Source organism: Leifsonia sp. Leaf336 (assembly GCF_001423695.1).
Classification (GTDB): domain Bacteria; phylum Actinomycetota; class Actinomycetes; order Actinomycetales; family Microbacteriaceae; genus Leifsonia.
On record NZ_LMOZ01000002.1, the window covers coordinates 1,028,444 to 1,054,178 of the forward strand.

The 25,735-nt window shown below is 71.6% G+C and carries 24 protein-coding genes; 16 read left to right on the plus strand and 8 right to left on the minus strand.

The genetic code is table 11. The annotated features are described in order from the left end of the window. The first annotated feature begins 12 nt into the window (after window positions 1–12). The 3 genes from dapE (at window position 13) to ASF88_RS20145 (ending at window position 2,598) form a co-directional block, all read left to right on the plus strand. Window positions 13–1,095, plus strand: a complete 1,083-nt coding sequence (gene dapE, locus ASF88_RS13750; protein ID WP_055919414.1) for a succinyl-diaminopimelate desuccinylase — start codon at window positions 13–15, stop codon at window positions 1,093–1,095. Further along, on the plus strand, window positions 1,064–2,308 hold the full coding sequence (locus tag ASF88_RS13755; protein WP_055919416.1) for a hypothetical protein: 1,245 nt from the start codon (window positions 1,064–1,066) through the stop codon (window positions 2,306–2,308). The genes dapE and ASF88_RS13755 overlap by 32 nt, the downstream gene beginning before the upstream one ends. Before the next feature lie 116 nt (window positions 2,309–2,424). Beyond that, a complete protein-coding gene (locus tag ASF88_RS20145) occupies window positions 2,425–2,598 on the plus strand; it encodes a DUF3117 domain-containing protein (protein WP_021764147.1) in 174 nt (57 codons plus the stop codon). Between the two features lie 60 nt (window positions 2,599–2,658). Here the strand turns inward: ASF88_RS20145 and ASF88_RS13760 are convergent, their stop codons facing one another. Beyond that, a complete protein-coding gene (locus ASF88_RS13760) occupies window positions 2,659–3,291 on the minus strand; it encodes an O-methyltransferase (protein WP_055919419.1) in 633 nt (210 codons plus the stop codon). An 83-nt stretch (window positions 3,292–3,374) separates the two neighbouring features. On the opposite strand from ASF88_RS13760, the gene ASF88_RS13765 reads away from it, so the two are divergent. The 3 genes from ASF88_RS13765 to ASF88_RS13775 all read left to right on the plus strand — a co-directional run bounded on the left by ASF88_RS13765 (window position 3,375) and on the right by ASF88_RS13775 (window position 6,640). Further along, the gene (locus tag ASF88_RS13765) at window positions 3,375–3,734 is read left to right on the plus strand and encodes a hypothetical protein (protein ID WP_055919421.1); all 360 of its coding nucleotides are present in this window, start codon (window positions 3,375–3,377) and stop codon (window positions 3,732–3,734) included. A 70-nt stretch (window positions 3,735–3,804) separates the two neighbouring features. Then, a complete protein-coding gene (locus ASF88_RS13770) occupies window positions 3,805–5,184 on the plus strand; it encodes an MFS transporter (protein WP_055919424.1) in 1,380 nt (459 codons plus the stop codon). Next, window positions 5,171–6,640, plus strand: a complete 1,470-nt coding sequence (locus ASF88_RS13775) for a pyridoxal phosphate-dependent decarboxylase family protein (protein ID WP_055919427.1) — start codon at window positions 5,171–5,173, stop codon at window positions 6,638–6,640. The genes ASF88_RS13770 and ASF88_RS13775 overlap by 14 nt, the downstream gene beginning before the upstream one ends. Before the next feature lie 54 nt (window positions 6,641–6,694). Here the strand turns inward: ASF88_RS13775 and ASF88_RS13780 are convergent, their stop codons facing one another. The 3 genes from ASF88_RS13780 to ASF88_RS13790 are packed head-to-tail and all read right to left on the minus strand — an operon-like array spanning window position 6,695 to window position 9,690. Next, complete coding sequence (locus ASF88_RS13780) at window positions 6,695–7,858, minus strand: Mrp/NBP35 family ATP-binding protein (RefSeq protein ID WP_055919430.1); 1,164 nt, start codon at window positions 7,856–7,858, stop codon at window positions 6,695–6,697. Then, window positions 7,851–8,390, minus strand: a complete 540-nt coding sequence (locus ASF88_RS13785; protein ID WP_055919433.1) for a DUF1003 domain-containing protein — start codon at window positions 8,388–8,390, stop codon at window positions 7,851–7,853. The genes ASF88_RS13780 and ASF88_RS13785 overlap by 8 nt, the downstream gene beginning before the upstream one ends. After that, window positions 8,377–9,690, minus strand: a complete 1,314-nt coding sequence (locus ASF88_RS13790; RefSeq protein WP_235493448.1) for a magnesium transporter MgtE N-terminal domain-containing protein — start codon at window positions 9,688–9,690, stop codon at window positions 8,377–8,379. The genes ASF88_RS13785 and ASF88_RS13790 overlap by 14 nt, the downstream gene beginning before the upstream one ends. A 56-nt stretch (window positions 9,691–9,746) precedes the next feature. Here ASF88_RS13790 and ASF88_RS13795 point away from each other — a divergent pair, with 56 nt between their 5' ends. From ASF88_RS13795 to dhaK, 6 genes are all read left to right on the plus strand, one after another. Further along, window positions 9,747–10,340 carry a general stress protein gene (locus ASF88_RS13795; RefSeq protein ID WP_055919438.1) on the plus strand — a complete coding sequence of 198 codons (594 nt, stop codon included), beginning with the start codon at window positions 9,747–9,749 and terminating at the stop codon, window positions 10,338–10,340. Between the two features lie 58 nt (window positions 10,341–10,398). After that, window positions 10,399–12,219, plus strand: coding sequence for a hybrid sensor histidine kinase/response regulator (locus tag ASF88_RS13800; protein WP_055919441.1), 1,821 nt, complete (start codon window positions 10,399–10,401; stop codon window positions 12,217–12,219). A gap of 126 nt (window positions 12,220–12,345) precedes the next feature. Further along, complete coding sequence (locus tag ASF88_RS13805; RefSeq protein ID WP_055919444.1) at window positions 12,346–13,206, plus strand: class II fructose-bisphosphate aldolase; 861 nt, start codon at window positions 12,346–12,348, stop codon at window positions 13,204–13,206. 4 nt (window positions 13,207–13,210) lie between these two features. Then, window positions 13,211–13,987, plus strand: coding sequence for an HAD-IA family hydrolase (locus ASF88_RS13810; RefSeq protein WP_055919447.1), 777 nt, complete (start codon window positions 13,211–13,213; stop codon window positions 13,985–13,987). A 25-nt stretch (window positions 13,988–14,012) separates the two neighbouring features. After that, complete coding sequence (dhaL, locus tag ASF88_RS13815) at window positions 14,013–14,657, plus strand: dihydroxyacetone kinase subunit DhaL (protein ID WP_055919450.1); 645 nt, start codon at window positions 14,013–14,015, stop codon at window positions 14,655–14,657. 57 nt (window positions 14,658–14,714) lie between these two features. Further along, window positions 14,715–15,710, plus strand: coding sequence for a dihydroxyacetone kinase subunit DhaK (gene dhaK, locus ASF88_RS13820; RefSeq protein WP_055919453.1), 996 nt, complete (start codon window positions 14,715–14,717; stop codon window positions 15,708–15,710). A 66-nt stretch (window positions 15,711–15,776) separates the two neighbouring features. On the opposite strand, the gene ASF88_RS13825 is transcribed toward dhaK, so the two are convergent. Next, the gene (locus ASF88_RS13825; RefSeq protein WP_235493449.1) at window positions 15,777–17,297 is read right to left on the minus strand and encodes an aminopeptidase P family protein; all 1,521 of its coding nucleotides are present in this window, start codon (window positions 17,295–17,297) and stop codon (window positions 15,777–15,779) included. Window positions 17,298–17,330: 33 nt separating this feature from the next. On the opposite strand from ASF88_RS13825, the gene ASF88_RS13830 reads away from it, so the two are divergent. Both ASF88_RS13830 and ASF88_RS13835 read left to right on the plus strand, forming a co-directional pair. Continuing rightward, window positions 17,331–18,197 (plus strand): PHP domain-containing protein, encoded by an 867-nt coding sequence (locus ASF88_RS13830; RefSeq protein ID WP_055919459.1) that lies wholly within the window; start codon window positions 17,331–17,333, stop codon window positions 18,195–18,197. A gap of 68 nt (window positions 18,198–18,265) precedes the next feature. Next, window positions 18,266–19,402, plus strand: a complete 1,137-nt coding sequence (locus ASF88_RS13835; RefSeq protein WP_055919463.1) for a hypothetical protein — start codon at window positions 18,266–18,268, stop codon at window positions 19,400–19,402. A 91-nt stretch (window positions 19,403–19,493) separates the two neighbouring features. On the opposite strand, the gene ASF88_RS13840 is transcribed toward ASF88_RS13835, so the two are convergent. Beyond that, a complete protein-coding gene (locus tag ASF88_RS13840; protein WP_200935304.1) occupies window positions 19,494–20,927 on the minus strand; it encodes a DEAD/DEAH box helicase in 1,434 nt (477 codons plus the stop codon). 156 nt (window positions 20,928–21,083) lie between these two features. On the opposite strand from ASF88_RS13840, the gene ASF88_RS13845 reads away from it, so the two are divergent. Then, the gene (locus ASF88_RS13845; RefSeq protein ID WP_055920483.1) at window positions 21,084–21,824 is read left to right on the plus strand and encodes a ferritin-like fold-containing protein; all 741 of its coding nucleotides are present in this window, start codon (window positions 21,084–21,086) and stop codon (window positions 21,822–21,824) included. Between the two features lie 137 nt (window positions 21,825–21,961). Here the strand turns inward: ASF88_RS13845 and ASF88_RS13850 are convergent, their stop codons facing one another. After that, window positions 21,962–22,264: a hypothetical protein gene (locus ASF88_RS13850; RefSeq protein WP_055919469.1), complete on the minus strand. Its 303-nt coding sequence runs from the start codon at window positions 22,262–22,264 to the stop codon at window positions 21,962–21,964. A 10-nt stretch (window positions 22,265–22,274) separates the two neighbouring features. Then, window positions 22,275–22,499 (minus strand): DUF3107 domain-containing protein, encoded by a 225-nt coding sequence (locus ASF88_RS13855; protein ID WP_055919472.1) that lies wholly within the window; start codon window positions 22,497–22,499, stop codon window positions 22,275–22,277. Window positions 22,500–22,608: 109 nt separating this feature from the next. Here ASF88_RS13855 and ASF88_RS13860 point away from each other — a divergent pair, with 109 nt between their 5' ends. Next, window positions 22,609–25,725, plus strand: coding sequence for an ATP-dependent helicase (locus ASF88_RS13860; protein WP_055919475.1), 3,117 nt, complete (start codon window positions 22,609–22,611; stop codon window positions 25,723–25,725). Window positions 25,726–25,735 lie beyond the last annotated feature (10 nt).

Sequence of the window (25,735 nt, forward strand, 5' to 3'; positions counted from 1 at the left end):
TAGATTAGTAGGGTGCCTCTCGACCTCACCGCCACGTCCATCGACCTCACGCGACAGATCTGCGACATCGAGTCGGTCTCGGGCGACGAGCGGACGCTCGCCGACGCCATCGTCGAGGCGCTCTCGCCGCTGCCGCACCTCGAGATCATCCGCGACGGCGACACCGTCGTGGCGCGCACGAACCTGGGGCGCGAGCGCCGCGCGCTGATCGCCGGCCACATCGACACCGTCCCGCTCAACGGCAACCTGCCGACCCGCTTCGAGGACGAGGGCGGCGTCCGCTATCTCTGGGGCCGCGGCACCGTCGACATGAAGGCCGGCGTCGCCGTGCAGCTCAAGCTCGCTGCCGAGCTGACCGACCCCGCGATCGACGTGACGTGGATGTGGTACGACCACGAGGAGGTCAACGCCGAGCTCAACGGTCTCGGCCGGCTCGCCCGCAACCGTCCCGACCTCTTCGTCGGCGACTTCGCCATCCTCGGTGAGCCGAGCAACGGCGTCGTCGAGGGCGGCTGCAACGGCAACCTGCGGGTGGAGGTCCGGGCCTACGGCCTGCGCGCGCACTCCGCCCGCGGCTGGGTGGGCGACAACGCCATCCACAAGATCGCGCCGGTCCTCGACCTCCTCGCGGGCTACACCGCACGCGAAGTGGAGGTCGACGGGCTCGTGTACCGCGAGGGCCTCAACGCCGTCGGCATCTCGGGCGGAGTCGCGGGCAACATCATCCCCGACGAGGCCATGGTGCACGTCAACTACCGGTTCGCGCCCTCCCGCAGCTCGGAGGAGGCCATCGCCTACATGCACGAGCTGTTCGACGGCTACGAGATCACCGTGGTCGACCGGGCGGACGGCGCGCGGCCGGGGCTCGACGCCCCGCTGGCGCAGGAGTTCGTCGCCGCGGTCGGCGGCGTCGCGAAGCCCAAGTACGGCTGGACCGACGTGGCGCGGTTCAGCGCCCTCGGCATCCCCGCTGTCAACTACGGCCCCGGCGACCCGCTCAAGGCGCACGCCGACGACGAGCGCGTCGACGTGGAGCAGATCGTCTCGGTGGAGGCGGGCCTCCGTGCCTGGCTCAGCGGTCCCGGCGCCCGCTGAGGCCGAGGAGGCCGTGGCCCCTCCCGCCGCACCCTGGTGGTCGCGGTGGTGGGTGCGGGTCCTCGCGATCTTCCTCGCCAGCCGGGTCGTCACCACCGTCATCCTGCTGATCTTCGCGGCGAACCAGGGCAAGAACCCGTGGACGGGCGCGCACCCCGACTACTTCTCGTACGCGACCATCTGGGACGGCCTCTGGTACAACATCGTCGCCGGCTGGGGGTATCCCGCTTCGCTGCCGGTGGCCGACGGTCACGTCACCGAGAACGCGTGGGCCTTCCTGCCGGGCTATCCGTGGCTGGTCGACGCGGTCATGTTCGTCACCCGGCTGCCGTGGTCGCCGGCGGCCGTGCTCGTCTCGCTCGCGTGCGCTGCGGGAGCGGCCCTGGTGTTCTACCGGCTGCTGCTGCGCGTCGGGCTCGGCTCGTCGACCAGCCTGTTCGCCGTCGTGCTGTTCTGCGTCGCGCCGGTCTCACCGCTGTTCCAGGTCGCCTATGCCGAGTCGCTCTACCTCCTGCTGCTGGCGACCGCGCTGCTCCTGCTGGTTGAACGACGCTACGGCTGGCTGTTCCCGGTCGTCCTGGTGATGGCGTTCACCCGCCCGAGCGGGCTCGCGTTCGCGCTGGCCGTCGGCCTCCACGTGATCTATCGCTGGGTGCGCCGGAGGCGCGAGCCGTTCCCGATCCGGGAGCAGGCACTGAGCGCGGGCCTCGCGGTGTTCAGCGCGGTCGCGGGCCTGGCGTGGCCGGCGATCGCGGCCGTTGCCACCGGCTCGGCGACCGCGTACACCGACACCGAGCTGGCCTGGCGCGCGCCGTACATCGGGTACACGCACCTGGTGCCGTTCACGCCGTGGTTCCAGGGCGCCGACTGGTGGGCGAGCGTGATGCTGGGCATCCCCGGCTGGGTCGGTGTCGTCGCCATGCTGCTGATCGTGGCGGTCTTCGCGGTGCTGCTCTTCTCGCCTCCCGTGCGCCGCCTGGGCGTCGACCTGCGGTTCTGGATCGCCGCCTACTCGCTCTACGTGCTCGCCGTGTTCTTCCCGCAGTCGAGCACCTTCCGGATCCTGATGCCGCTGTTCCCGCTGCTGGGTGTCGTCGCGCTGCCGAAGAGCCGCGTGTACCGGGTCGCGGTCGTCGTGCTCTGCCTGCTGCTGCAGGTGGGCTGGATCGCGATCTGCTGGGGGGTGGACGGCGCCGACTGGTCGCCGCCGTGATCCACACGTAGGTCACGCTCGCGCGCGGCCCATTGCGCGGTGGGGTAGACGGGCGATTTCCCCCGCTCGCCCCGGATGTCGGATAATGGAGGAGACATCCACGAAAGGGGAGCTGCATGGCGGCCATGAAGCCGAGGACCGGGGACGGGCCGATGGAGGCTGTGAAGGAGGGACGGCTCATCATCGTGCGGGTGCCGCTCGAAGGTGGGGGACGCCTGGTCGTCTCCGTCAATGACGCGGAGGCAAAGGAGCTCCACGACGCTCTCGCGAGTGTCGTGAGCGCCTCCTGAGGATCGACCCGAACAGAAGAGGCCCCGATGCCGGGGCCTCTTCTTCGTGTCTGAGCCCCTCTACGGCGTCAGCTTGGTGATCTGCAGCAGCCCGTCCGCCGCGGGGGACAGCGCGCTGATGACGGCGCCGGAGGCCGCGGTCTCGGTGATGAGGGTGCGGTAGCCCGTCGCGAGCGGGTCACGAGCGGCCGGATCGGCCACCCTGCCCCGCCAGAGGGCACGGGCCACGAGCACGGTGCCCCCGGGGCGCACCAGTCGGAGGCCGTGCTCGACGTACTCGATCACCGACTGCGGGTCGGCGTCGACGAAGACGATGTCGTACGAGTTCTCGTTCATCCGGGGGAGCACGTCGAGCGCCCGTCCGGTGATGAGCCGCACCCGGTTGGCCGAGATCCCGGCCTCGGTGAAGAACGTTCGCGCATGCTGCTGGTGGTCGACCTCGACGTCGATGCTGGTCAGCTGGGCCTGCGTGCCCCCGGTGAGGAGCCACAGGCCGGAGACACCGACACCGGTGCCGATCTCGACGATGTTCTCAGCGGCCGTCGCCGCGACCACGACGGCCACCTGCGCGCCCGTGCTCGGGGCGATGGGCTCGACGCCCAGCTCGAGGGACTGCTGGCGAGCCCGCGTGATGACCTCGCTCTCGACGATGACGTCGTCGGCGAATCTCCAGTTCGAGTCCTTGTCTGACACTGTTCTCCCGTCGGGTGGCTCCCGACCCAGAATAGGCCCACGTAATCCAGCATTCGTGCAGCCGCGCGCGATACTCTGTATGTGTGTTCGGCCTGACTCCGGAGAAACTCCTCATTATCGCGGTTATCGCCGCGTTCCTCATCGGTCCCGAGCGCCTGCCGCAGTACGCGGCCAAGTTCAGCCAGTTCATCCGTTCGATGCGCGACTTCGCCAATGGCGCGAAAGAACGTATGAAAGAAGAGATGGGCCCCGACTTCGACGACGTCGACTGGAAGAAGCTCGATCCCCGGCAGTACGACCCGCGCCGGATCGTGCGCGAAGCCCTGATGGACGACACGCCGGCCCCGTCGGCGATCAAGCCGGTGACCCAGTCGGCGTACGCGCAGCGCAAGGGCGCCCTCCCCGCCGGGTCGGTGCCGCCCTTCGACGCGGAATCCACCTGAGCGCGGCAGAACACGCCTGATCGGCCCGGGTCGCGCCCCGATACGCCTGTGCATCCAATACGATGCGGGAATGATCGCAACGCAGCAGTCGCTGACCCGGTCGACTGTCGCCCGTTACGCCGTCGGATCGCTCGGCACCGGAGGCTTCGCGACGCTCCCCGGGCTGGTCCTCGTCTACTACCTGACCGAGTCGCTGGGGGTCGCAGCGTTCGTCGCCGGTGCCGTCGTGACGGTCGCGAAGGTCTGGGACGTCATCATCGATCCGGTGATCGGCGCCCGGAGCGACCGGATGCTGGCCGCGCGCGGATCGCGCCGCCCGATGATGCTGGTGGGAGCCGTCGCGTTGCCGGTGTTCTTCCTGCTGACCTTCGCGGTTCCTCCCGGGACGCCGACGGCGCTGTCGGCGCTCTGGGTCTTCCTGGCCTTCGTCGTCACGGCGACGGCGTTCAGTCTGTTCCAGGTGCCGTACATCGCCCTCCCCGCTGAACTGGCCGCGGGCTACGACGAGCGCACGCGGCTGCTGACCTGGCGGGTGGTCGTGCTGACGTTCGCGATCCTGCTGTTCGGGGCCGGTGGGCCCGCGCTCCGCCAGCTCGGCGGCGGATCGGGGTTCTTCGCGTACTTCGTCATGGCGCTCGTGGCGGGGCTCGTGATCGGGGCGGGCATGTTCGTCTCCGCGTTCGTCGCTCCGCGCCAGCAGCCCGCCGCCGTGCTTCCTCCTCGCGACAGCGTGCTGGTCACCCTCCGCACCAACTACGCGGCCGGGATCGGCGCCCTCCGCGACAGCCAGCCGTTCCGCGCACTCCTGCTGACGTTCCTCCTGCAGGGGCTCGCCACCGGGATGATGCTGACGGGTGCGAACTACGTCGCGACCTGGGTGCTGCACTCCGAAGACGCCGTGACGCTGCTCTTCCTCGCCCTGATCGGTCCGGCTCTCGTCATCACGCCGGTGTGGGGGATCGTGGCGCGCCGGATCGGCAAGGAGCGCGGGTTCCGGATCGCGAGCGTGCTCTTCGGGGTCGCCGCGCTGTCCATGGTGCTGCTGATCTGGTTCCCCGGCGCGTGGGTCTATGCATCGGTGGCCCTCGCCGGCGCCGCCTACGCCGGGATGCAGTCCCTCCCGATGTCGATGCTGCCCGACGTCATCTCGCACGACGCGCGCAGCAAGGGGCCGGGCCGCGCCGGGACGTTCGGCGGCATGTGGACCGCGGGGGAGACGACCGGCATGGCCCTCGGGGCGGCGGCGTTCACCACGGTCATCGGCATCGCCGGTTACATCTCGGGCGCAGCGGACCCCTCGGCGGCGACGGCGGGCGTCAGCCAGCCGGCGAGCGCGGTCGCGGGCATCGTGCTGGCGTTCAGCCTCATCCCGGCGGCCATCGTCGCCGTCAGTCTCGTGCCGCTCGTCCGTTACCGGCTCCGGAAGGGAGACGTCGATGAGGTCCTTTGACGGCAACGCGATCCTCGCCCGGCTGTCGGCACTGCGCGCCGCCGACGCGCCGACCCACGGCGGCCACGTGCTCAGCTACGTGTACGACTCCGGTGTCGCCGAGCTCGACGAGCTGGCCGCGGCGGCCGTCCGCCTCGTGCAGCCGGTCAACGGGCTCGATCCCACCACCTTCACGTCGGTCGCCGTCATGGAGCGCGAGGTGCTCGGCTTCGCCCGGGAGCTCCTCCACGGCGGAGACGAGGTCGTCGGCTCGGTGACCTCCGGCGGCACCGAGTCGTGCCTCCTGGCCGTCAAGACCGCCCGCGAGGCCTGGCGCGCGGCGGGCGGCACCGGCCGGCCCCGGATCCTGGCTCCGGTGACCGTGCACGCGGCCTTCCACAAGGCGGCGGAGTACTTCGGCCTCGACCTCGATCTCGTGCCCGTCGACGCGCGCACCGGCCGGCTGGAGGCCCGCCGGCTGATCGAGCGGCTCGGGCCGGATGTCGCGCTGGCCGTCGTCTCCGCTCCGTCGTACCCGTACGGCTCCCTCGACCCGGTGGAGGAGGTGGCGGCGGCCTGCGACGAGGCCGGCGTCGACCTCCACGTCGACGGGTGCATCGGCGGGTGGATCCTGCCGTTCTGGCGGGAGGCCGACGGGTCGGCGCTGCCCGCGTGGGACTTCCGGGTCGCCGGTGTCACCAGCGTCTCCGCCGACCTCCACAAGTTCGGCTACGCGCCCAAGGGCGCGAGCGTGCTCCTGCAGCGCGGTCGCGACCGGCAGCGGCTGCAGTACTTCGCGACGACCGGCTGGCCCGGCTACCCGGTCGTGAACCCGACCCTGCTCGGGTCGAAATCGGCGGGCGCGCTCGCAGCGTCGTGGGCGATCATCCAAGCCCTCGGGGCCCGCGGTTTCGCCGAGCTCGCCGACGCGTGCCTGCACGCGACGCGGGCGCTGGCCGACATCGTCGGCGACATCGAGGGGCTGCGCGTCGTCGGCTCTCCCACGGGGCCGCTGCTGGCGGTGGCGACGGACGACGAACTGCCTGCCGACCGCCGCGTCGACCCGCACCAGTGGGCCGACCGGGCGCGATTGCGCGGATGGCACCTGCAGCTGCAGCCGGGGCTGACCCAGTCGGACGGCACCAGACTGCCTGCGACGACCCATCTGACGATCACGCCGGTCACCAAGGACCGGATCGACGAGCTGGAGGCCGTTCTGCGGGCCTCGGCGGACGACGTGCGCGGCACGCCGCCCGTCGACGCGGAGGCGGCGCTGGCCGCCCTTCCGCCGCTCTCCGGCGCGCCGCTCGACTCGGACACCGCTGCCGGCATCCTGCGGGCGGTGGGGATCGCGGGCGACGCTCCGGGCCTCCCCAACGACCAGGCGCCGTTGCTCGCCCTGATCGAGGCGCTGCCGCGCCCGGTCACCGAGCGCCTCCTCATCGAGCTCCTCGCCCGCATCGTCGAGCCCTCCTGATCGGCGCGGGCTGACCCGCATGGGCTGACCCGCACGGAGCGGCGGCTCGCGCGCTCAGCGGGTCGAGAGCGGGAGCTTGCGGCCGGGGAGGTCGCGCGGGCGCACGGCGAGCCCCGCCGCCACGGCGCGGATGGCGACGGCGGCAGGATCCTGCGGATCGGTGACCACGATGGGCGCACCCGCGTCGCCGCCGGCGCGCAACGGCACGCTGAGCGGCACGCTCGCGAGCAGCGGCACCGGCGCCTCCTGCCCGGCGCTCAGGCGTCGTGCGACCTCCGCACCGCCGCCGGAGCCGAACAGCTCCAGCACGCTGCCGTCGGGCTGCACCAGTCCCGCCATGTTCTCGACGACACCGACGATGCGCTGGCCGGTCTGCCGCGCGACCACGCCGCTGCGCTCCGCGACGTCGGCCGCCGCCGGCTGCGGGGTGGTCACGACGAGCACCTCGGCCTGCGGAAGCAGCTGCCCGACCGAGATCGCGACATCGCCGGTCCCCGGCGGCAGGTCGAGCAGCAGCACATCGAGATCGCCGAAGAAGACGTCGCCGAGGAACTGCTGGATGGTCCGGTGCAGCATCGGGCCGCGCCAGGCGACAGCGGCGGAGGCCGAGTCGACGAACATCCCGATCGAGATCACCTTCACGCCGTACGCCACCGGAGGCAGGATCATGTCGTCCACACGGGTGGGCCGCACCGCGACGCCGTCGGCGTCGGTCAGGCCGAGGAGGCCCGGCACCGAGAAGCCGTGCACGTCGGCGTCCACGACACCGACCCGCAAGCCGCGCTCGGCGAGGGCGACGGCGAGGTTCGCGGTGATCGTGGACTTGCCGACGCCGCCCTTGCCGCTGGTGACGGCGTAGATGCGCGTCAGCGAGTCCGGCGCGAACTGTGGTGTTCGGGAGGCGCGCCCTCCGCGCAGCTTCTCGGTGAGCGCCGCGCGCTCGGCGGGCGACATGACCGAGACGTCGACGGTCACGTTTGTTACGCCGGCCACGGCGGAGGTGGCCGCACGCACGTCGCGCTCGATGGCGTCGGCCGCAGGGCAGCCGACGATCGTGAGCTTCACCCGCACCGTCGCGTGGCCGGTGGGGTCGACCTCCACGCCGCCGATCATGTCGAGCTCGGTGACGGGTTTGCGGATCTCGGGGTCGAGCACGCCGCCCAGCGCCCGGCGGACGAGCTCCGCCAGGTCGGAGCCGGCGAGGTCGGGTTCAGGCACGCGCGCGTCCGCCCTCGCCCGTGCCGATCGGGCCGGGCTCGCCTTTCTCGAGGTCCTCCAGCAGGGCGCGCAGCTCGGCGCGGATGAAGTCTTTGGTGGCCATGTCCTTGACCGCCAGGCGCAGCGCGACGACCTCCCTCGCGAGGTACTCGGTGTCGGCGAGGTTGCGCTCCGCACGCTGGCGGTCCTGCTCGATCTGCACGCGGTCGCGGTCGTCCTGCCGGTTCTGCGCGAGCAGGATCAGCGGGGCGGCGTACGAGGCCTGCAGCGACAGCACCAGCGTGAGGGCGATGAATCCGAGTGCGGCCGAGTCGAACCGCCACGCGTTTGGGGCGAGCGTGTTCCACAGCATCCAGGCCGCCACGAAGATGGTCAGCCCCAGGACGAACCAGGGTGTGCCCATGCCGCGTGCGATCCACTCCGTGAACCGGCCGAACCGGTCGCTCTGCTCGACCGGGTCGCGCCGGGGGAGCACCGATGTGCGGAGGCCCTTCGGGGCGTCCAGGCTCGCGTCCTGCCTACCTCGTGCCACTTCCGCCCCTCCTTCCGTTCACGATGCGGATACTGCCGGTCTCGTCGGACGGCGCCTTCACGGGCTCGTCCTCGTCTTGACTTCGCCAGTCGTCGGGGAGCAGATAGTCGAGGATGTCGTCGATGGTCACCACCCCGACGAGCCGATGCTTCTCGTCCACCACCGGGACCGAGACGAGGTTGTAGCTGGCCAGGATGCGCGACACCTCGGCCGCGGAGGTGTCGGCGGTCACCGGCTCCAGGCTGGGGTCGAGGAGCGTGCCGAGGCGCACGTGCGGCGGGTAGCGCAGCATCCGCTGGAAGTGCACGATGCCGAGGAACCGTCCGGTGGGCGCCTCGTACGGCGGCAGTGTGACGCACACCGCGGCGCCGAGCGCGGGGGCGAGCTCGTGCCGGCGGATCAGCGCGAGCCCCTCCGCGACGGTGGCGTCGGCCGAGACGATGATCGGCTCGGTGGTCATGAGGCCGCCCGCGGTCTCCGGCGCGTAGGTCAGCAGCATGCGGACGTCGTCCGCCTCCTCCGGCTCCATCAGCTCCAGGAGGTGCTCGCCGCGCTCGTCGGAGAGCTGGGCGATCAGGTCGGCGGCGTCGTCGGGCTGCATCTGATCGAGCACGTCGGCAGCGCGGTCGTCGTCGAGCTGGGAGAGGATCTGCACCTGTTCGCTCTCGGGCATCTCCTCCAGCACGTCGGCCAGGCGGTCGTCGGGGAGCTCCTCGGCGACCTCCAGCATGCGCTGCTGCGGGAGGTCGAGCAGGGTGTTCGCGAGGTCGGCTGGCTTGAGCTCCGAGTAGGTCGCGATCAGCTGCTCGGCGGACTGCGCCTCGCCGCGGGCCTGCTTCTCGCGCACCTCGTTCCAGGTCGCGAAGGTGGTCGGGCCCTTGCCGAACGGGGAGGAGCCGGTCTTCGGGCGGCGCACGAAGAGCTGGCTGACCGCCCACTCGCCGGTGTCGGACTCCTCGATCGCGACATCCTCGATGGTCGCCTCGCCCGTGCCGTCGGTGAAGACGACCTTGCGGCCGAGCAGCTCGGCGATGACCCGCACCTCGCCGCCGCGCTGCTCGAATCGGCGCACGTTGATCAGGCCGTTGGTGATGATCTGCCCACTCGAGATGCTGGTCACTCGACCGATCGAGAGGAACACGCGCCGCTTGCCCGGGATCTCCACGATGAGACCCACGACGCTGGGCGGATCGTCCTTGCGGTACACCACCAAGACGTCGCGGACGCGTCCGACCCGGTCGCCGACCGGATCGAACACGCTGGTGCCGGCCAGTCGGGCGACGAAGATGCGGGTGCTCACGACTAATAACTTAAGCCCTTCCGGCCGGGCGGACGGTGAGGATGGGACAATGAAGCATGACCACTCCCAGCCCGCTCGGCGGACGAAACCGGATGCTCTTCCCGACCATGCCCCGGGGAGAGGTCGTGGCCACGTATGAGACCTACCTCGACGCGCAGCAGGCCGTAGACGTCCTGGCCCGCGCCGACTTCCCCGTCGACAAGGTGTCGATCGTCGGCAGCGACCTCAAGAGCGTGGAGCGCGTGACCGGAAAGCTGACCTGGGGCCGCGTGGCGCTGGCGGGTGCGGCCTCGGGAGCCTGGCTCGGCATCTTCTTCGGCCTCCTGCTGCTCATCTTCTCGCCGACCGTGAGCTACGCCTTCGTGATCGCGGCGGTGCTCATCGGCGCCGGATTCGGCATGCTGTTCGGCGTCGTGTCCTACGCGATCAACCGCCGCCGACGCGACTACACATCGGTGATGCAGGTGATCGCCACGAGCTACTCGGTGCTGGTCGACCCCGATCTCGTCAACCGGGCGCGCAACCTCCTCGGCGGCGAACCCGACATCGCCCCGGCGCCGGGAGGCTGGACGCAGCCGCAGCACCCGTCCGACCCGCCGCCCGCTCCGAGCGCGGGCGACGACGGCCTCCCGCCGGCGCCGCCCGCCTGAGTCGTCCGGAGGGTGGCGCACGCGGGGTGCTCGGGCGCAAGATGTCGATGAGGACAGCATGGAAGCCGAGAACCCGAGAACCGTGGCGCCCGCCTCGGAGGCCGCACTGCGCGCGCAGTTCGACACCCTCGCCGCGATGGCCGAGGACCTGGCGGGCCACTTCGCGCCCGGACCGCTGCTGGAGCGCATCCTGCGCCACACCCTCGAGCTGCTCGACTGCGACAGCGGCTCGATCTGCACCGTCGACGAGGCCTCCGGCACGTACCGCAAAGACGTCGACCTCGGTGTCGGCTGCCAGTCCGGCACGACGTTCCCACTTGATGAGGGCGTGACCGGGGAGGTCGTGCGCGCACGCTCCACGGTCCTGTTCGACGAGTACGGGCAGGTGCGCGGAGGCCACATCCAGGGAGCCGATCGCGACCTCCTGCACGCGACGATCGGGGTCCCGATCCGCTGGAACGACGCCATCATCGGCGCCGTCGTGGTCTTCAGCCGGGAGGCCGGGCGACGTTTCACCTCGGAGGAGGCCTCCCTGGTGGAGCGCTTCGCGGCGCACGCGGGCATCGCGATCACCAATGCCCGCCTGCACGCCATCGCGGCCGAGCGGTCGCAGGAGGCCGCGGTCGCCAGCGAGCGGGAGCGCGTGGTCCGCGACGTCCACGACACCGTCGGGCGCGGCCTCGCCGATATCCTCCTCCGGCTCGACGAGGCGGAGCGGCGCCTCGCGGTGGGGGAGCCCGCCGGTGAGGCGCTCGCCCAGGCTCGGCGTGCGGCCCGCTCCGCGCTGAGCGAGACTCAGCGCACCGTGCTCGGTCTCGGGCCCGAGCAGCTCGACGGCCGTTCGCTCAGCGAGGCGATCGCCCTCGAGCTGGCGTGGGCGGAGTCGGCCGCTGGGCTCAGCACCCGGCTGGTCGTCGTCGGCGAGCCCGGCGCGCTCGCGCCGGAGACGGTCCGGCAGCTGTTCCGGATCGTACAGGAGTCGCTCACCAACGTGGTCGAGCACGCGTCGGCGCATCGCGTGCGCGTCGGGCTCGTCTACGGCGAGCGCGAGGTCACGGCGCTCATCGAGGACGACGGCCGCGGATTCGACGTCACGGGCCTCAGCCGTCCGCCGAACCGACCGCTGCGCGGCCTGGGCCTGCAGGGGCTCGCCGCCCGCGCCGAGCACCTCGGCGGCAGCGTGCACGTCGAGTCCACGCCGCAGTGGGGCACGCGGGTGCGGGCCGAGCTGCCCGTCGCCGCGCTGTCGCCCGAGCCCGACCGGTCGCGGTGGCGGCTGCTGATCGTGCACCCCATCCCACTGATCCGTTCGGGGCTGGTGCGCTCGCTCGCGCTGGCCGAGCCCGACATCCAGGTGGTCGCGGAGGTCGGCGACGCCGAGGCGGCGATGGAGGCGTTCGATCTGCTGCGGCCCGACGTCGTCCTCTCCGCTCTCGATCTGCCGCACGTCGACGGTACGCAGTTGACCTCCCACCTGCGCGCGGTGGACGACGAGGTGCGGGTGGTGCTGCTGATCGGGTCGATCGCCGATGACCGGCTGATCGGTGCGGCGGGCGTCGGAGCCGCCGGCTTCGTCGAGCTGAGCGCCGAGCCCGCGTCGATCGCGCGCGCGGTCGTCGCGGCGGCGCGGGGCGACCTCCTGCTCAGCCCCGAGATCCTGAGCCGATTCTCGATCTCGCTCACGGGCGGCCCCGAGCCGCTGACCGCCCGCGAGCGGGAGGTGCGCACTCTCGTCGAGCAAGGGATCACCGACAAGGCCATCGCGGCCGAGCTGCACCTCTCGGTGAAGACTGTCGAGAAGCATGTCGGAGCGCTGCTGCGCAAGACGGGTGCGGCGAACCGCACCGCGCTGGCCGGGCTCGCCTCCGGCCGCCGCTGAATCGCGGTCGCGGGCTGCAGGTCGCCGCTGCCCGGGCGGGGAATCCCTACCCGGCGGATGGGGGATCCTCCCGTGTCGCGGCGGGACCGCGGCAGCCTAGCCTCCAAGTGGACGAGGAGGTCGGTCATGCCCGTGGTATCCCTGAAGGAGATCGTCGACAGGGCGTTCGAGGGCCGCTACGGCGTCCCCGCGATCAACATCGTGAACGACCTGACGCTGGAGGCCGTGCTGGCCGGAGCGGTCGAAGCGCACTCGCCGGTGATCGTGCAGACCTCGGTGAAGACGGTCAAGTCGATCGGCTCCGACGTCCTCTTCGCGATGTGGGAGGCCATGACCGCCGGCATCGAGGTGCCGGTCACCCTGCACCTCGACCACTGCCCGGAGCGCGCGGTCATCACCGAGTGCCTCGACCGCGGCTGGAACTCGGTGCTGTTCGACGCCTCCACCCTCACGGTCGAGGAGAACCAGCGCCAGACGGTCGAGGTGGTCGCCGAGGCCCGCAGGCACGGTGCGCACGTCGAGGGCGAGATCGAGGCGATCAAGGGCGTGGAGGACGGAATCGGCGCCGACACCGAACCGCGCAGGCAGAGCCTGGAGACCGCCGTCACCTTCATCCGCGAGACCGGCGTCGACGTCTTCGCGCCGTCGATCGGCAACGCGCACGGCGTGTACTCGGCGACCCCCGAGCTTGATTTCGAGCGGGTGACCGAACTGGTGGAGGCGACCGGCGTGCCGATCGCCCTGCACGGCGGCAGCGGGATGACGGACGCGCAGTTCCACGACCTGATCTCGCGCGGCTGCGCCAAGGTGAACATCTCCACGGCCCTCAAGATCGAGTTCATGAAATCGAGCCTGGCGTTCCTCAAGGGCGCGGAGGCCGCGGACAAGTGGGACCCGCCCTCACTGTTCCGCGACGTTCGTGGGCACATCGTCGACCTGACGACGGGGCTCGCCGCGACGTTCGGCAGCGCGGGCAAGGCGTGGTGAGCCGATGCCCGCGCTGATCTTCGACTGCGACGGCGTGCTCGCAGACACCGAGCGCAACGGGCACCTGCCGGCGTTCAACCAGACCTTCGCCGAGTTCGGGGTGCCGGTGCACTGGAGCGACGACGACTACCGGCAGAAGGTCCTGATCGGGGGAGGCAAGGAACGGATGGCCAGCACCCTCACGCCCGAGTTCGTCGCCGCGAACGGCCTCCCGGCCGACGAGGAAGGGCAGCGCGCTCTGCTCGCCGAGTGGCACAAGCGCAAGACGGCCATCTACACCGACCTGGTGGCGACGGGGGCCCTTCCGGGGCGACCGGGCATCGCCCGGATCGTGCAGGAGGCCGCGGACGCGGGCTGGACGCTGGCCGTGGCCTCCACCTCGGCCGAGCCATCGGTGCGCGCGGTGCTCGTGCACGCGGTCGGCGATACCCTCGCCGAACGGTTCTCGGTGTTCGCGGGCGACATCGTCGCGCACAAGAAGCCGGCGCCCGACATCTACCTGCTGGCTCTCGAGCGCCTCGGAATCGGGCCAGACGACGCAGTCGTGGTGGAGGACAGCGGCAACGGCGTGCGGTCTGCGATCGACGCGGGGCTGCGAACGCTCGTGACCGTGAGCGCCTACACCACCGAGGAGGACTTCAGCGGAGCCTCCCTCGTCGTGTCGTCGCTGGGCGATGCCGACGAACCCGCCGAGGTGCTCGCCGCACCGGTCGGCGTGAAGCCGGGACCGCTGGTGGAACTCTCGGACATCGCGGCGGTCCTCGACCGTCCGCGCCCCTGATCGGACGCACACGCAAGGAGTGGACATGACCCAGAGCTTCGATGACGTCGAGTTCGTCGTGCGCACGATCGCGCAGACAGCCGTCGACAACGAGAAGGCGTTCGGCGACCTCGACTCGGTCGTCGGGGACGGCGACTTCGGTTTCTCGCTCGCCCGGGGCTTCGAGATCGTCCTGGCGGACTGGGACGGTTACGACCGCAGTGACATCGGCACCTTTCTGCAGAAGGTCGCCATGGCGATCACCAGCCGCATCGGCGGAACGTCCGGGCCGATCTGGGGCACGGCGTTCCTGCGCGCTGCGACGGTCTCCAAAGGCAAAGACACGCTGACGGGCGAGGAGGCGGTCGCGATGCTGCGCGCGGCGATCGAGGGCATCAAAGCCCGCGGGAACGCCGATGTCGGCGACAAGACCCTCCTCGACGCCCTCGTCCCGATGACCGACACCATCGAGTCCGGCGTGCAGGCCGGCACCGACAGCGACGACATCGTCGCGGCGGCCGCCGTGTCCGCCCGGGAGGCCGCCGACGCGACCGTGACCATGCAGGCCATGCGCGGTCGCGCTGCCTACACAGGCGAGCGCAGCATCGGCTCGCCCGATCCGGGGGCCGTCGCGGTCGCGGTCATCCTCGAACGACTCGCACCCGCGTGGCCCGACCGGCCGCGCGGGTGAACCGGCCGGACCCGGCACGCACGTTCCACGAACCCACACCCGAAGGAGCAGTTCCCCATGAAGAAGTTCGTCAACGATCCGCTGAAGTACGTCCCCGACATGCTGAAGGGCATCGCGCTCGCCAATCCGGACACGCTGCGCTATGTGCCGGAGTACAACCTGATCATGCGGGCGGACGCCCCGCGCGACGACAAGGTCTCGATCGTCCAGGGCTCCGGTTCCGGTCACGAGCCGGCGCACGTCCTCACTGTCGGCAAGGGGATGCTCGACGGCGCCTGCCCGGGAGACGTGTTCGCCGCGCCGCCGATGGACTACGTGTACGAGACCACCAAACTGCTCGCCTCGCCGAAAGGCGTGCTGCTGCTGGTGAACAACTACACGGGCGACAAGATGGCGTTCGACATGGCCCAGGAGATGAGCCTCGCGGACGGCGTGAACGTCCGGACACTCTTCATCGACGACGATGTCGCCGTCCAGGACTCCACGTACACGGTCGGCCGCCGCGGCGTCGCAGGCAACTTCTTCGTGATGAAGGCGGTCGGCGCGGCGTCCGAGGCCGGGGCCGATCTCGACGAGGTCGTCCGGATCGGCGAGAAGGTCAACTCGGTCACCCGGACGATGGGCCTCGCGCTCACCGCGTGCACGCCGCCGGCGAAAGGATCGCCGCTGTTCGAGCTCGGCGACGACGAGATCGAGATCGGCGTCGGCATCCACGGCGAGCCCGGTCGGAGGCGCGCGAAGATCGAGCCCTCGGATGCGCTCGTCGACATCCTGCTCGACCCGGTGGTGGCCGACCTGCCGTTCGAGCGCGGCGACCGGGTCGCGCTCATGGTCAACGGCCTCGGCGGTACGCCGATCAGCGAGCTCTACATCGCGTACGGCCACGCGCACGAGCAGCTCGCGGCGAAGGGCATCACCGTCGGCCGCAGCTACGTGGGGGAGTACTGCACCTCGCTCGACATGGCGGGTGCATCGATCACGCTCGTCCGTCTCGACGACGAGATCGAGAGCCTCCTCGCCGCGCCCGCCGAGATCGGTCTCCGCATCTTCTGAGCGGCTCGAAGGGCACGTCGTTGTCGCTTCCCGCGTCGAGAAGCGAAAACGACGTGCCCTTCGGCGTCAGCTCAGGCGGCGGACCCAGGCCTCCACGTCGTCCGCAGTGCGGGGGAGGGCGATCGAGAGGTTCTCGGCGCCGTCGGCCGTGACGAGGATGTTGTCCTCGATGCGCACGCCGATGCCGCGGAAGCGCTCCGGCACCGTCAGGTCGTCGGGCTGGAAGTACAGCCCGGGCTCGATGGTGAAGACCATGCCGGGCTCGAGCACGCCGTCGAGGTACAGCTCGCGCCGGGCCTGCGCGCAGTCGTGCACGTCGAGCCCGAGGTGGTGGCTGGTGCCGTGCACCATGTACCGCCGGTGGTGCTGGTTGTCGACCTGCAGCGCCTCTTCGGCGGTCACCGGCAGCAGCCCCCACTCGGCCGTCCGGCGAGCGATGACGGCCATCGCCGTCGCGTGGATCTCGCGGAACCGGATGCCGGGACGCACGATGGCGAACGCGGCGTCGGCGGCCTCCCTCACCGTCTCGTAGACCAGCCGCTGGGTCTCGGTGAAGGTGCCGTCGATGGGGAAGGTCCGGGTGATGTCGGCGGTGTAGTAGCTGTCGACCTCCACTCCCGCGTCGAGCAGGATGAGGTCGCCCGGCACCACGGGACCGTCGTTGCGCGTCCAGTGCAGGATGCAGGCGTGCGGGCCACTCGCGGCGATGGTGTCGTAGCCGACCGCGTTGCCGTCCGCGCGGGCGCGGCCGTTGAAGACGCCCTCCACGAGCCGCTCGCCGCGCGGGTGCGCGACGATGCGGGGGAGGTCGCCGATCACGTCGTCGAAGCCGGCGGCGGTCGCCGCGATGGCCGCCCGCAGCTCCGCGACCTCGAAGGCGTCCTTGACCAGGCGCAGCTCGGACAGGTCGCGGGCGAGCGCGTCGTCGTCCCCGTGGTCCTCCGGGTCGAGGTCGGCACCCGCCTCGGCGGCGAGGACCAAGCGCGTCGCATCGACCCGGTCGGTCAGCTCGGGGTCGGCCTCGCGCAGCACGAGAGTGGAGGCGTCGACCGCGTCGAGGACGGCCTCCACGTCGGCGATGCCGCGGGTCGGCAGGCCGAGGTCGCCGGCGACCTGCGCGAGCGACGGGCGGGGCCCGATCCAGAACTCGCCGATCTCGGGGTTGGCGTAGAACTCGTCGGAGTCGCGCCCAGCGCGCTCCCGGAAGTAGAGGGTCGCCTCGTGGCCCGACCCCGTCGGCTCGAGCACCAGCACGCTGCCCGGCTCGGAGTCGGAGCCCCAGCCGGTCAGGTGCGCGAATGCCGAGTGCGCCCGGAACGGGAAGTCGGTGTCGTTGGAACGCTGCTTGAGCCGCCCAGCGGGGATGATCAGCCGACGCCCCGGGTACAGCTCCGACACGCGGGCGCGGCGCGCAGCGGCGTAGGAGGCCTGCTCGCGGGCGCCGGGGATGACCTCCGGCCGCTCCGCCCAGTTGCTGCCGATGTACTCGCGGAACGCATCGGAACCCGGCGTTGTCGACCGGTTCGAGGTCGCGCGCGGGGCGTCCTGCTCGGTGGGGGCGGGTGCGGTGGTGTTCTCGGACGACATGCCCACCATTCTTCCACTCCTAGGATGGAGGGCATGGCTGCGCAGCGACGGTTCCGCGGGCCCGTCGACCTCCACACGCACTCGAGCGTGTCGGACGGCACGGAGACCCCCGCCGAGCTCGTGCGCGCCGCCGCCGTTGCCGGGCTGGGCACGGTCGCCCTGACCGACCACGACTCGACGGCCGGGTGGGCGGCTGCCGCCGCCGCGGGCGCCGAGGTCGGAGTGACGGTGATTCCGGGGATGGAATTGTCGACCCGCGTCGAGTTCGCCAGCGTCCACATGCTCGGCTACCTCTTCGACCCCGCGAACGACGCGCTCGTCGCCGAGACGCTGCGCATCCGCGAGGGCCGCATGCGTCGCGCGGAGGACATGGTGCGCCGCATCGCGGAGGACTACGACGTCACCTGGGACGACGTGCTCGCCCAGGCCACCGAGGGCGCGACGGTCGGCCGTCCGCACATCGCCGACGCGCTCGTGGCCCGCGGTCTGGCGGAAGACCGCAGCGCGGCGTTCGCGGGCATCCTGCACTGGCGCAGCGGGTACTTCCAGCCGCATTACGCCCCCGACCCGATGACCGGGGTCCGTCTGATCCGCGGCGCGGGCGGCGTGCCCGTGCTGGCGCACCCCGCGACGAGCAGCCGCGGCGTCATCCCGGAGCAGCGCCTCCGGAGGCTGGTGGAGGCCGGCCTGTTCGGGCTCGAGCTCGACCACCGCGAGAACCGGCCGGAGGGCGTGGCCGAGTTGCGCCGCTACGCCGAGAAGTACGGCCTCGCGATCACCGGCTCCAGCGACTACCACGGCGCCGGCAAGCCGAACCGTTTGGGGGAGAACACGACGGATCCCGCCGTCGTCGACCGCATGATCGAAGAAGCGACAGGCGCGGCGCCCTTCTACGGATGAGCGGAACCTGCCGTTAGCCTGGTCCGCGGGGATCGGGAAGCGAGGTTCGAGTGGCTCGGCGAGTCTGGATGTCTTCGATCGCGGTCGCGGCGCTGATCTGCGCCCTCACCGTGGCCGGCGGCGCGGCACCCGCGAACGCGGACAACTACCCCTCCTGGAACGACGTGGCGGCGGCGAAGGCCAACGCCGCGGCGGCGCAAGCGGAGGTGGACCGGATCAACGGTCTCCTGACCTCCCTGCAGACCGCTGCCAATGCCGCGGGCGACCTGGCCGTCAAGCGCCTCGGCGAGTACGGGCAGGCGGAGGCCGCGTTGAAGTCGGCGACGGAGAAGGCGCAGGACATCGCCCAGCAGGCCCAGGCAGCCGCAGCGAAGGCCGATCAGCTCCGTGCGCAGAGCGGCAAGTTCGCGGCGCAGCTGACGCGCTCGGGGACCTCCGACGTGTCGATCCGGCTGTTCCTGGGCGGTGCAGGGTCGCCGAGCGCGTCCGCGACGGCCGCCTCCCGTCCCTCGCTGCTTTATCAGCTCGGCGCGGTGTCCAAGCTCGCCGACCAGGCCTCCAGCCTGTTCGCCCAGGCAGCGGCGCAGAAGAACGCCGCCGCCGCGCTCAGCGAGCAGGCGAATGCGGCGCAGAAGATCCGCGACCAGCTCGACAAGGACGCGCAGAAGGCGCTGCAGGTCGCCACCGCGGCCAAGGCGGCGGCCGATGCGCAGCTCGCCGACCAGAAGCAGCACGCGAACACCTTGTACGCGCAGCTGGCGTCGTTGCAGAACACCGAGGCGTCGGTGGAGCAGCAGTACGCCGCGGGTGTCGCCGCCGCCGAGGCTGCGAAGCAGGCGGCCAACAGCGGTGGAGGCTCCGACGGCTTCGCGCCTCCGCCCGGGATGAACGTCGACCCGGCGGCGGCGCAGGCCTACGCCTCCAGTCGCCTCGGCGCGTTCGGCTGGGGGCAGGACCAGATGGGCTGCCTCATCAAGCTGTGGAACCACGAGTCGGGCTGGCGCGCGGACGCGTACAACAGCTCGAGCGGCGCCTACGGCATCCCGCAGTCGCTGCCGGCGAGCAAGATGGCCTCAGCAGGCTCCGACTGGATGACCAACCAGAACACGCAGGTGAACTGGGGACTCGACTACATCAACCGCGCCTACGGCTCGCCCTGCGCCGCGTGGAACTTCGAGATGAGCCACGACCCCAACTGGTACTGATCGTCTGGTACTGATCGTCGCGGGAGCGGACGGACAGGACACGCCGCCTGCCCTGGAGGGCAGACGGCGTGTAGGTCAGATCGTTCGGAGGTCAGCTCGCGGGCGTCGCGGTCGAGCCGCCCCGCGAACGACGGCGGCGCCGGCGCGGCGCGCTGTTGCCGTCGTGGTGCTGCGAACCGCCGCCATCGTGGGTGCCCGTGGCCGGAGCCTTCTGCTCGCCGTCGGGAGCCGTGCTGACCGCGGCCGCCTCGCCGCCGGACGCCGCGCCCGTGCGGGTGCGACGGCGGTTGCGCGAGCGGCCCTCGCCCTGGTTGGCCGGGCCGGTCGAGCCGCGACGGGCGCCGTCCTGATTCTCGGGAGCCTTGACCGCGGGGGTCGACTTGAGTCGGCCCTTCGCGCCCTCCGGGATGCCGAGGTCGCTGTACAGGTGCGGCGACGACGAGTAGGTCTCGGTCGGCTCGGGCTGGCCGAACTCGAGGGCGCGGTTGATGAGCGCCCACTTGTGGAGGTCTTCCCAGTCGACGAAGGTGACCGCGACACCCGTCTTGCCCGCACGGCCGGTGCGGCCGGCGCGGTGCAGGTACGTCTTCTCGTCGTCCGGGATGGTGTGGTTGATGACGTGGGTGACGTCATCGACGTCGATGCCGCGCGCGGCGACGTCCGTGGCGATCAGCACGTCTTTCTTGCCGGCCTTGAACGCGGCCATGGCGCGCTCGCGCTGCTCCTGGTTGAGGTCGCCGTGCACGGCGGCGGTGTTGAAGCCGCGGTCGCCGAGCTCCTCCACGAGCTTGGCCGCCGCCCGCTTGGTGCGCGTGAAGATCACGGTCTTGCCGCGGCCCTCGGCCTGGAGGATGCGCGCCACCACCTCGTCCTTGTCGAGCGAGTGGGCGCGGTAGATGAGGTGCTTGATGTTGGCCTGGACCTGGCCCTCGTCGGGGTCGGTCGCGCGGATGTGGATCGGTCGCGTCATGAACCGGCGCGCCAGCGCCACGATCGGGCCGGGCATCGTCGCCGAGAAGAGCATCGTGTGACGGGTCGCCGGGGTCTGCGCGAACAGCTTCTCGATGTCGGAGAGGAAGCCGAGGTCGAGCATCTTGTCGGCCTCGTCGAGCACCATCTCGCGGACGTTGGAGAGGTTGAGGAGGCGCTGCCCTGCGAGGTCGAGCAGACGGCCGGGAGTGCCGACCACGATCTGCGCGCCCGCCTTGAGCTGGGCGACCTGCCCCTCGTACGCCTTGCCGCCGTAGATGGCGGTGACGGTGGTGGGGCGGTTGGAGGCGGCTTGCTCGAGGTCTTCGTAGACCTGGACGGCGAGCTCGCGGGTGGGGACCACGACGAGCGCCTGGACGCCGGGGGCCGGGTCGAGCCCGAGCCGCTGGATGATCGGGAGGCCGAAGCCGAAGGTCTTGCCGGTTCCCGTCTTGGCCTGACCGATGATGTCCTGGCCGTCGAGGGCGAGCGGGATGGTCTGCGTCTGGATGGGGAACGGCTCGACGATGCCCTTGCTTGCGAGGGCGTCCACCATGTCCTGGTCGATATTGAGTTCGGAGAAAGTCACGTAAATAAGGCCTGTCGGTCGAAAAGTGGGTCCACGCCCTGTCTCTCTTCTCAGGCGCAGGGCCGTCGATCCTGCGCCGACGGCACCACAAGCTTAGTGGACCTCCCCGTTACACTGCTGTACGTGTCAACGTGGTTCACCAGACGCCGACCCGCGGTCGAGCTTCCCCGCCTCGCTCCGCGCGCTCCGCGGCCGCCGTCCGTGCGCGTCGACCTGCACGAGGTGATGCCCGACCTCCTGCCCTACCTGGGCCAGGCGGCCTACCTGCAGCTGGAGCAGTTCCAGACCCTCTCGAGGGTCGCAGCGGACACCGACGCGCCGGGGGCCAAAAGCACGGACGCGCTGCGTGCGAAGGAGGCCGTCGCGGTCGCCGCGGGCCTGGCGCTGTCGAAGCACCAGGGCATCGTGGCCGAGATCCGTCGCCGCGGCGACGAGCCCTCCGCGGTCATGCGCCCGTTCGCCGACGAGATCGAGGGCTTCCGCGCGCTGCTGATCGGCGCCGACTGGCGGGAGACCCTGCTCGCCGCGCTGATGACGGGCGGCCTCCTCGACGACTTCTTCATCCGCTTGGCGGCCGGCCTGCCCGGCGACGTCGGGCCGCGTGTGGCCCAGCTGCTCGGTGCGGACTCGGGGCAGGAGGGCCTCCTGGAGGTGCTGCGCCGCGAGATCGAGGCCGACCCGCAGCTCGGATCGCGGCTGGCCATGTGGGGCCGCCGGCTGGTGGGCGACACCCTGCTGGTTGCGCGCTCGGCCCTCCACCTGTCGGGCAATCGCGTGGCGGACGACGAGCGCATCGAGCCGATCTTCACCGAGCTGATCGCCGCGCACACGCGCCGCATGGACGCGCTGGGCTTGACCGCCTGACCGCCTGACCGCCTGACCGCCTGGCCGCGGTCAACGGAGGAATTGCGGCCGATATCGGCGCGGATCTCCTCCGTTGCCCACGCATCGAGCGCGCTCGCGGGCGGATCTCCTCCGCTCGCGACGCAGGCCCGCGCGCGTCAGCGGGCGACGGCGCCCTTGGCGAGCGTGTGCAGCAGCCTGTCGTCGTGGTTCGTGCGCACGCGCCCGATGACCAGGTCGGCGATCACGACGATCGCCGCGGTGCCGAGGAGGGTGATCCACCAGATCCAGCCGCCGTTCCACTTGAGACCGGCCCAGGTGAGGGCGACCCAGAGGACGCACGCGGCGCTCACCCCGAGGGCCGGGATCAGCACCGAGCCGTGTGTGTGACGGTGGGGCAGGAGGTACCGGGCGCCGAGGCCGAGGATAGCGCCGGCGAGCGCGATGAAGAGCAGTTCCACGGTCGGGAATCTAGCCGACGAAGCCGATACGGCGCGACTCCTCGGTGCCGACCTCGACGTACGCGATGCCGGCGGTCGGGACGATGTAGACGCGGCCCTTGTCGTCGGAGAGCTTGAGGATGCCGGTGCCGCTGGTGAGACCGGCCTGGATCTGCTCGGTGAGCTCCTCGGCCGACTGGGTCGACTCGAAGCTGAGCTCGCGGGGGGCGTTGACGATTCCGATGCGGATCTCCACGGGATTGTGCCTTTCGAATCAGACCGGCGGTTGCGAGTTCAGACTACGGCACACGGCTCGCGGGGCTCGGTCGCGTTCTCTGTCGGCGGACGCCGATACCGTGAAGGACATGACAGCCCGAGGTTTCCGACCGCGCATCGACGATGCCGACCGGGTCCTCGCTCTCGACCCGGCTCAGCGGGAGGTCCTCGAGCTCCCCGACGGAGTGTCGGCCGCGGTGCTCGGCGCGCCGGGCACCGGCAAGACCTCCGTCCTCGTGGAGGCGATCGCCGAGCGCGTGCACGAACGCGGCTATGCGGCCTCAGAGGTCCTGGCGCTGAGCGCATCGCGGGCCTCCGCCACGGCGCTGCGCGACCGCATCGCGCTCCGACTGGGCGTGCCGACGCCCGGCCCGCTGGCCCGCACAGCCACGTCGCTCGCGTTCCAGCTGGTCGGCGCGCAGGCGAAGCGGCACGGCTGGGAGCCGCCGCGGCTGCTGACCGGCGGCGATCAGGACCAGATCATCGCCGAGCTGCTGAACGGCCACCTCGAAGACGGCACGGGGCCGGTCTGGCCGGCGTCGCTCGGCCCGGAGGTCCGCATCCTGCGCGGCTTCCGCACCGAGCTGCGCGAGCTGATCGGCCGTTGCGCGGAGCGTGGCGTCTCGCCGGCGCGGCTGGCCGAGCTCGGCGCCGTGACCGGTCGCGACGAGTGGAGGGCGGCCTCCCGGTTCATCGCCGAGTACCAGACGGTGCTCGACAGCTTCCGCGGCGGTTACGTCGACTCCGCCGAGCTGATCGCCTCCGCCGTGCCGGTCGTGCGCGAGGGCAGCTCGCTCGACGGGTTGAGGGCGCTGTTCGTCGACGACCTCCAGGAGGCCACGGTCGCCACGATCGCGCTGCTGCGGGCCGTCGCCGCCCGCGGCATCGCGGTGATCGCGTTCGGCGACCCCGACGTCGCCTCCACCACCTTCCGCGGGGCCGAGGTGTCCGCCCTCGGCCAGCTCGGCACGCGCCTCGGCGTGCCCGTCACCCGCGTCGTGCTGGGCACTGCCCATCGGCAGACCCCCGTGCTGCGCGAGCTGACCTCCCGCGTCACCGACCGCATCGGCGCCGCGGCGGCAGGTGTGCACCGGGTCGCGGCGCCTGCTCGGCAGCCCGCGGAGGACGCAGGGCCCGAGGTCGTCGTCGTGCGGGCGTCGTCCGCTCCCGCCGAGGCGGCCCGGCTGGCCCGCCTGCTGCGCGAGCGCCGGCTCATCGACGGAGTGCCGTGGAGCAGCATGGCCGTCGTCGTGCGATCGGGCGCGCACATCCCCGGCCTTGCCCGATCGCTCGCCGTCGCCGAGGTGCCGACGACCACCAGCATCGCGGGCCGGCCGCTGCGCGACGACTACGCGGCCCGCCAGCTCGTCACGATCGCGGGTGTCGCACTGGGCGCCGAGCCGCTGACTCCGGAGGTCGCGACCGAGCTTCTGCTCGGCCCGTTCGGCGGCCTCGACGCGGTCAGCCTGCGGCGCCTGCGCCTCGCGCTGCGCCAGGAGGAGCTCGCCGGCGACGGCAACCGGCCGGGCGACGACCTCCTGGTCGAGGCGCTCGCGGCCCCTGCTCACTTCGCGACCATCGACTCGTCGCCCGCCCGTCGTGCGACGCGGCTCGCCGAGACGCTGCGCGGCTGCCGCGAGAAGGCCGCGGCCGGAGCGACGATCGAGGAACTGCTCTGGCACGCCTGGGAGCGCAGCGGCCTCGCCGCCCGCTGGCTGGAGCAGTCGGAGCGATCGGGCATCGTCGCCGACGAGGCCGACCGGCACCTCGACGGCGTCGTGGCGCTGTTCACCGCCGCCCGCCGCTTCGTCGAGAGGTCGCCCGAGCGTCCCGCCGCCGACTTCGTGGTCGAACTGCTCGGCGCCGAGGTGCCGGAGGATACGCTCGCGGCTCGCACAACCGGCGACGCGGTCCTCGTCTGCACGCCCAGTGCCACGGTCGGGCGCGAGTTCGAGGTGGTCGCGGTCGCCGGCCTCCAAGAGAGCGTGTGGCCCAATCTCCGGCTGCGCGGTTCGCTCCTGCACCCGCAGGAGCTCGACGACGCCCTCGCCGGACGCGCGCCGGAGACCGCCGACGAGCGTGCGGAGGTGCTGAGCGACGAGCTGCGGATGTTCGCCCTCGCCGTCTCCCGCGCGCGCCGCCAGGTGCTGCTGACCGCCACCGCCAACGACGACGAGCAGCCGTCGCCGTTCCTGCGGCTGGCCGCCGAGCTCGCCGTCGACGACGACGACCCGGGCATCCATCCGCTCTCGCTGCGCGGCATGGTCGGCCGGTTGCGAGGCCGTCTGGTCACGACCGGGTCGCCCGACGCCGCCGACGCCCTGGCGCGCCTGGCGGAGGCCGGTGTCGAGGGCGCCGACCCCGCCGACTGGTACGGGCTCGTGGAGCCGTCGACGACCGAGCCGCTGGTCGACCTGGACGACCCCGAGGCGGTGGTGAAAGTGTCCCCATCGCGTCTCGGCACGTTCGAGAAGTCGCCGCTGGTGTGGTTCGTCGACGAGATGGCCGCGTCGCCGAGCGGGCTCGCGGCCGGCATCGGCACCGTGGTGCACGCCGTGCTGGAGGAGGCGACAGCGGCGGGCGACGACCACGTCGAGACGGACGTGGACGCGCTGTGGGCCGGTATCGAGCGCCGTTGGACCCAGCTGCAGTTCGAGTCGCCGTGGATCGAGGAGCGCGAGCGCCGCCGCACCCGCGGGCTGGTCGCGGGCGTCTCGGAGTATCTGCGCGACTTCCGGCGCGCGGGGGGCCGGCTGCTCGGCTCCGAGGGCGCCTTCGAGCTCGACCTGGGGCGGGCCCGGATCAGCGGCAAGATCGACCGGGTCGAGGAGACGCCGGACGGCGCTGTCGTGATCGTCGACTTGAAGACGGGCCGCAGCGTTCCGACCGCCGCCGAGACGGCCTCCCACGCCCAGCTCGGCGCGTATCAGCTCGCGTTGGAGCACGGCGCGGTGGAGGCCGGGGAACGGCCTCCGGGAGGCGCGAAGCTGCTCTTCGTGGCCAAGGGTGTGCGTGGCAAGGCATACCGCGAGGTCGTGCAGGACCGCGTCGACGAAGAGGCGCTGCGACGTCTGGAGGAGCGGGTGGCCGCCGCCGCCGAGGGGATGGCCGGCGCGACCTTCGCCGGAGTCGTCGACCTCGGCGACCGGGACCCGCACGCCGCGTACGGGTATCGCATCCATCTGGTTCCGGCGGTCAGCGCGTGAGGGGTCTGCA

Bases quoted from the DNA above. Each gene is read 5' to 3' on its own strand.
- ASF88_RS20145 (WP_021764147.1), top strand. From the start codon at position 2,425: ATGGCGGCCATGAAGCCGAGGACCGGGGACGGGCCGATGGAGGCTGTG.
- ASF88_RS13770 (WP_055919424.1), top strand. From the start codon at position 3,805: ATGATCGCAACGCAGCAGTCGCTGACCCGGTCGACTGTCGCCCGTTAC.
- ASF88_RS13775 (WP_055919427.1), top strand. From the start codon at position 5,171: ATGAGGTCCTTTGACGGCAACGCGATCCTCGCCCGGCTGTCGGCACTG.
- ASF88_RS13795 (WP_055919438.1), top strand. From the start codon at position 9,747: ATGACCACTCCCAGCCCGCTCGGCGGACGAAACCGGATGCTCTTCCCG.
- ASF88_RS13800 (WP_055919441.1), top strand. From the start codon at position 10,399: ATGGAAGCCGAGAACCCGAGAACCGTGGCGCCCGCCTCGGAGGCCGCA.
- ASF88_RS13805 (WP_055919444.1), top strand. From the start codon at position 12,346: ATGCCCGTGGTATCCCTGAAGGAGATCGTCGACAGGGCGTTCGAGGGC.
- ASF88_RS13810 (WP_055919447.1), top strand. From the start codon at position 13,211: ATGCCCGCGCTGATCTTCGACTGCGACGGCGTGCTCGCAGACACCGAG.
- dhaL (WP_055919450.1), top strand. From the start codon at position 14,013: ATGACCCAGAGCTTCGATGACGTCGAGTTCGTCGTGCGCACGATCGCG.
- dhaK (WP_055919453.1), top strand. From the start codon at position 14,715: ATGAAGAAGTTCGTCAACGATCCGCTGAAGTACGTCCCCGACATGCTG.
- ASF88_RS13825 (WP_235493449.1), bottom strand. From the start codon at position 17,297: ATGTCGTCCGAGAACACCACCGCACCCGCCCCCACCGAGCAGGACGCC.
- ASF88_RS13830 (WP_055919459.1), top strand. From the start codon at position 17,331: ATGGCTGCGCAGCGACGGTTCCGCGGGCCCGTCGACCTCCACACGCAC.
- ASF88_RS13835 (WP_055919463.1), top strand. From the start codon at position 18,266: ATGTCTTCGATCGCGGTCGCGGCGCTGATCTGCGCCCTCACCGTGGCC.
- ASF88_RS13840 (WP_200935304.1), bottom strand. From the start codon at position 20,927: ATGGTGGACGCCCTCGCAAGCAAGGGCATCGTCGAGCCGTTCCCCATC.
- ASF88_RS13860 (WP_055919475.1), top strand. From the start codon at position 22,609: ATGACAGCCCGAGGTTTCCGACCGCGCATCGACGATGCCGACCGGGTC.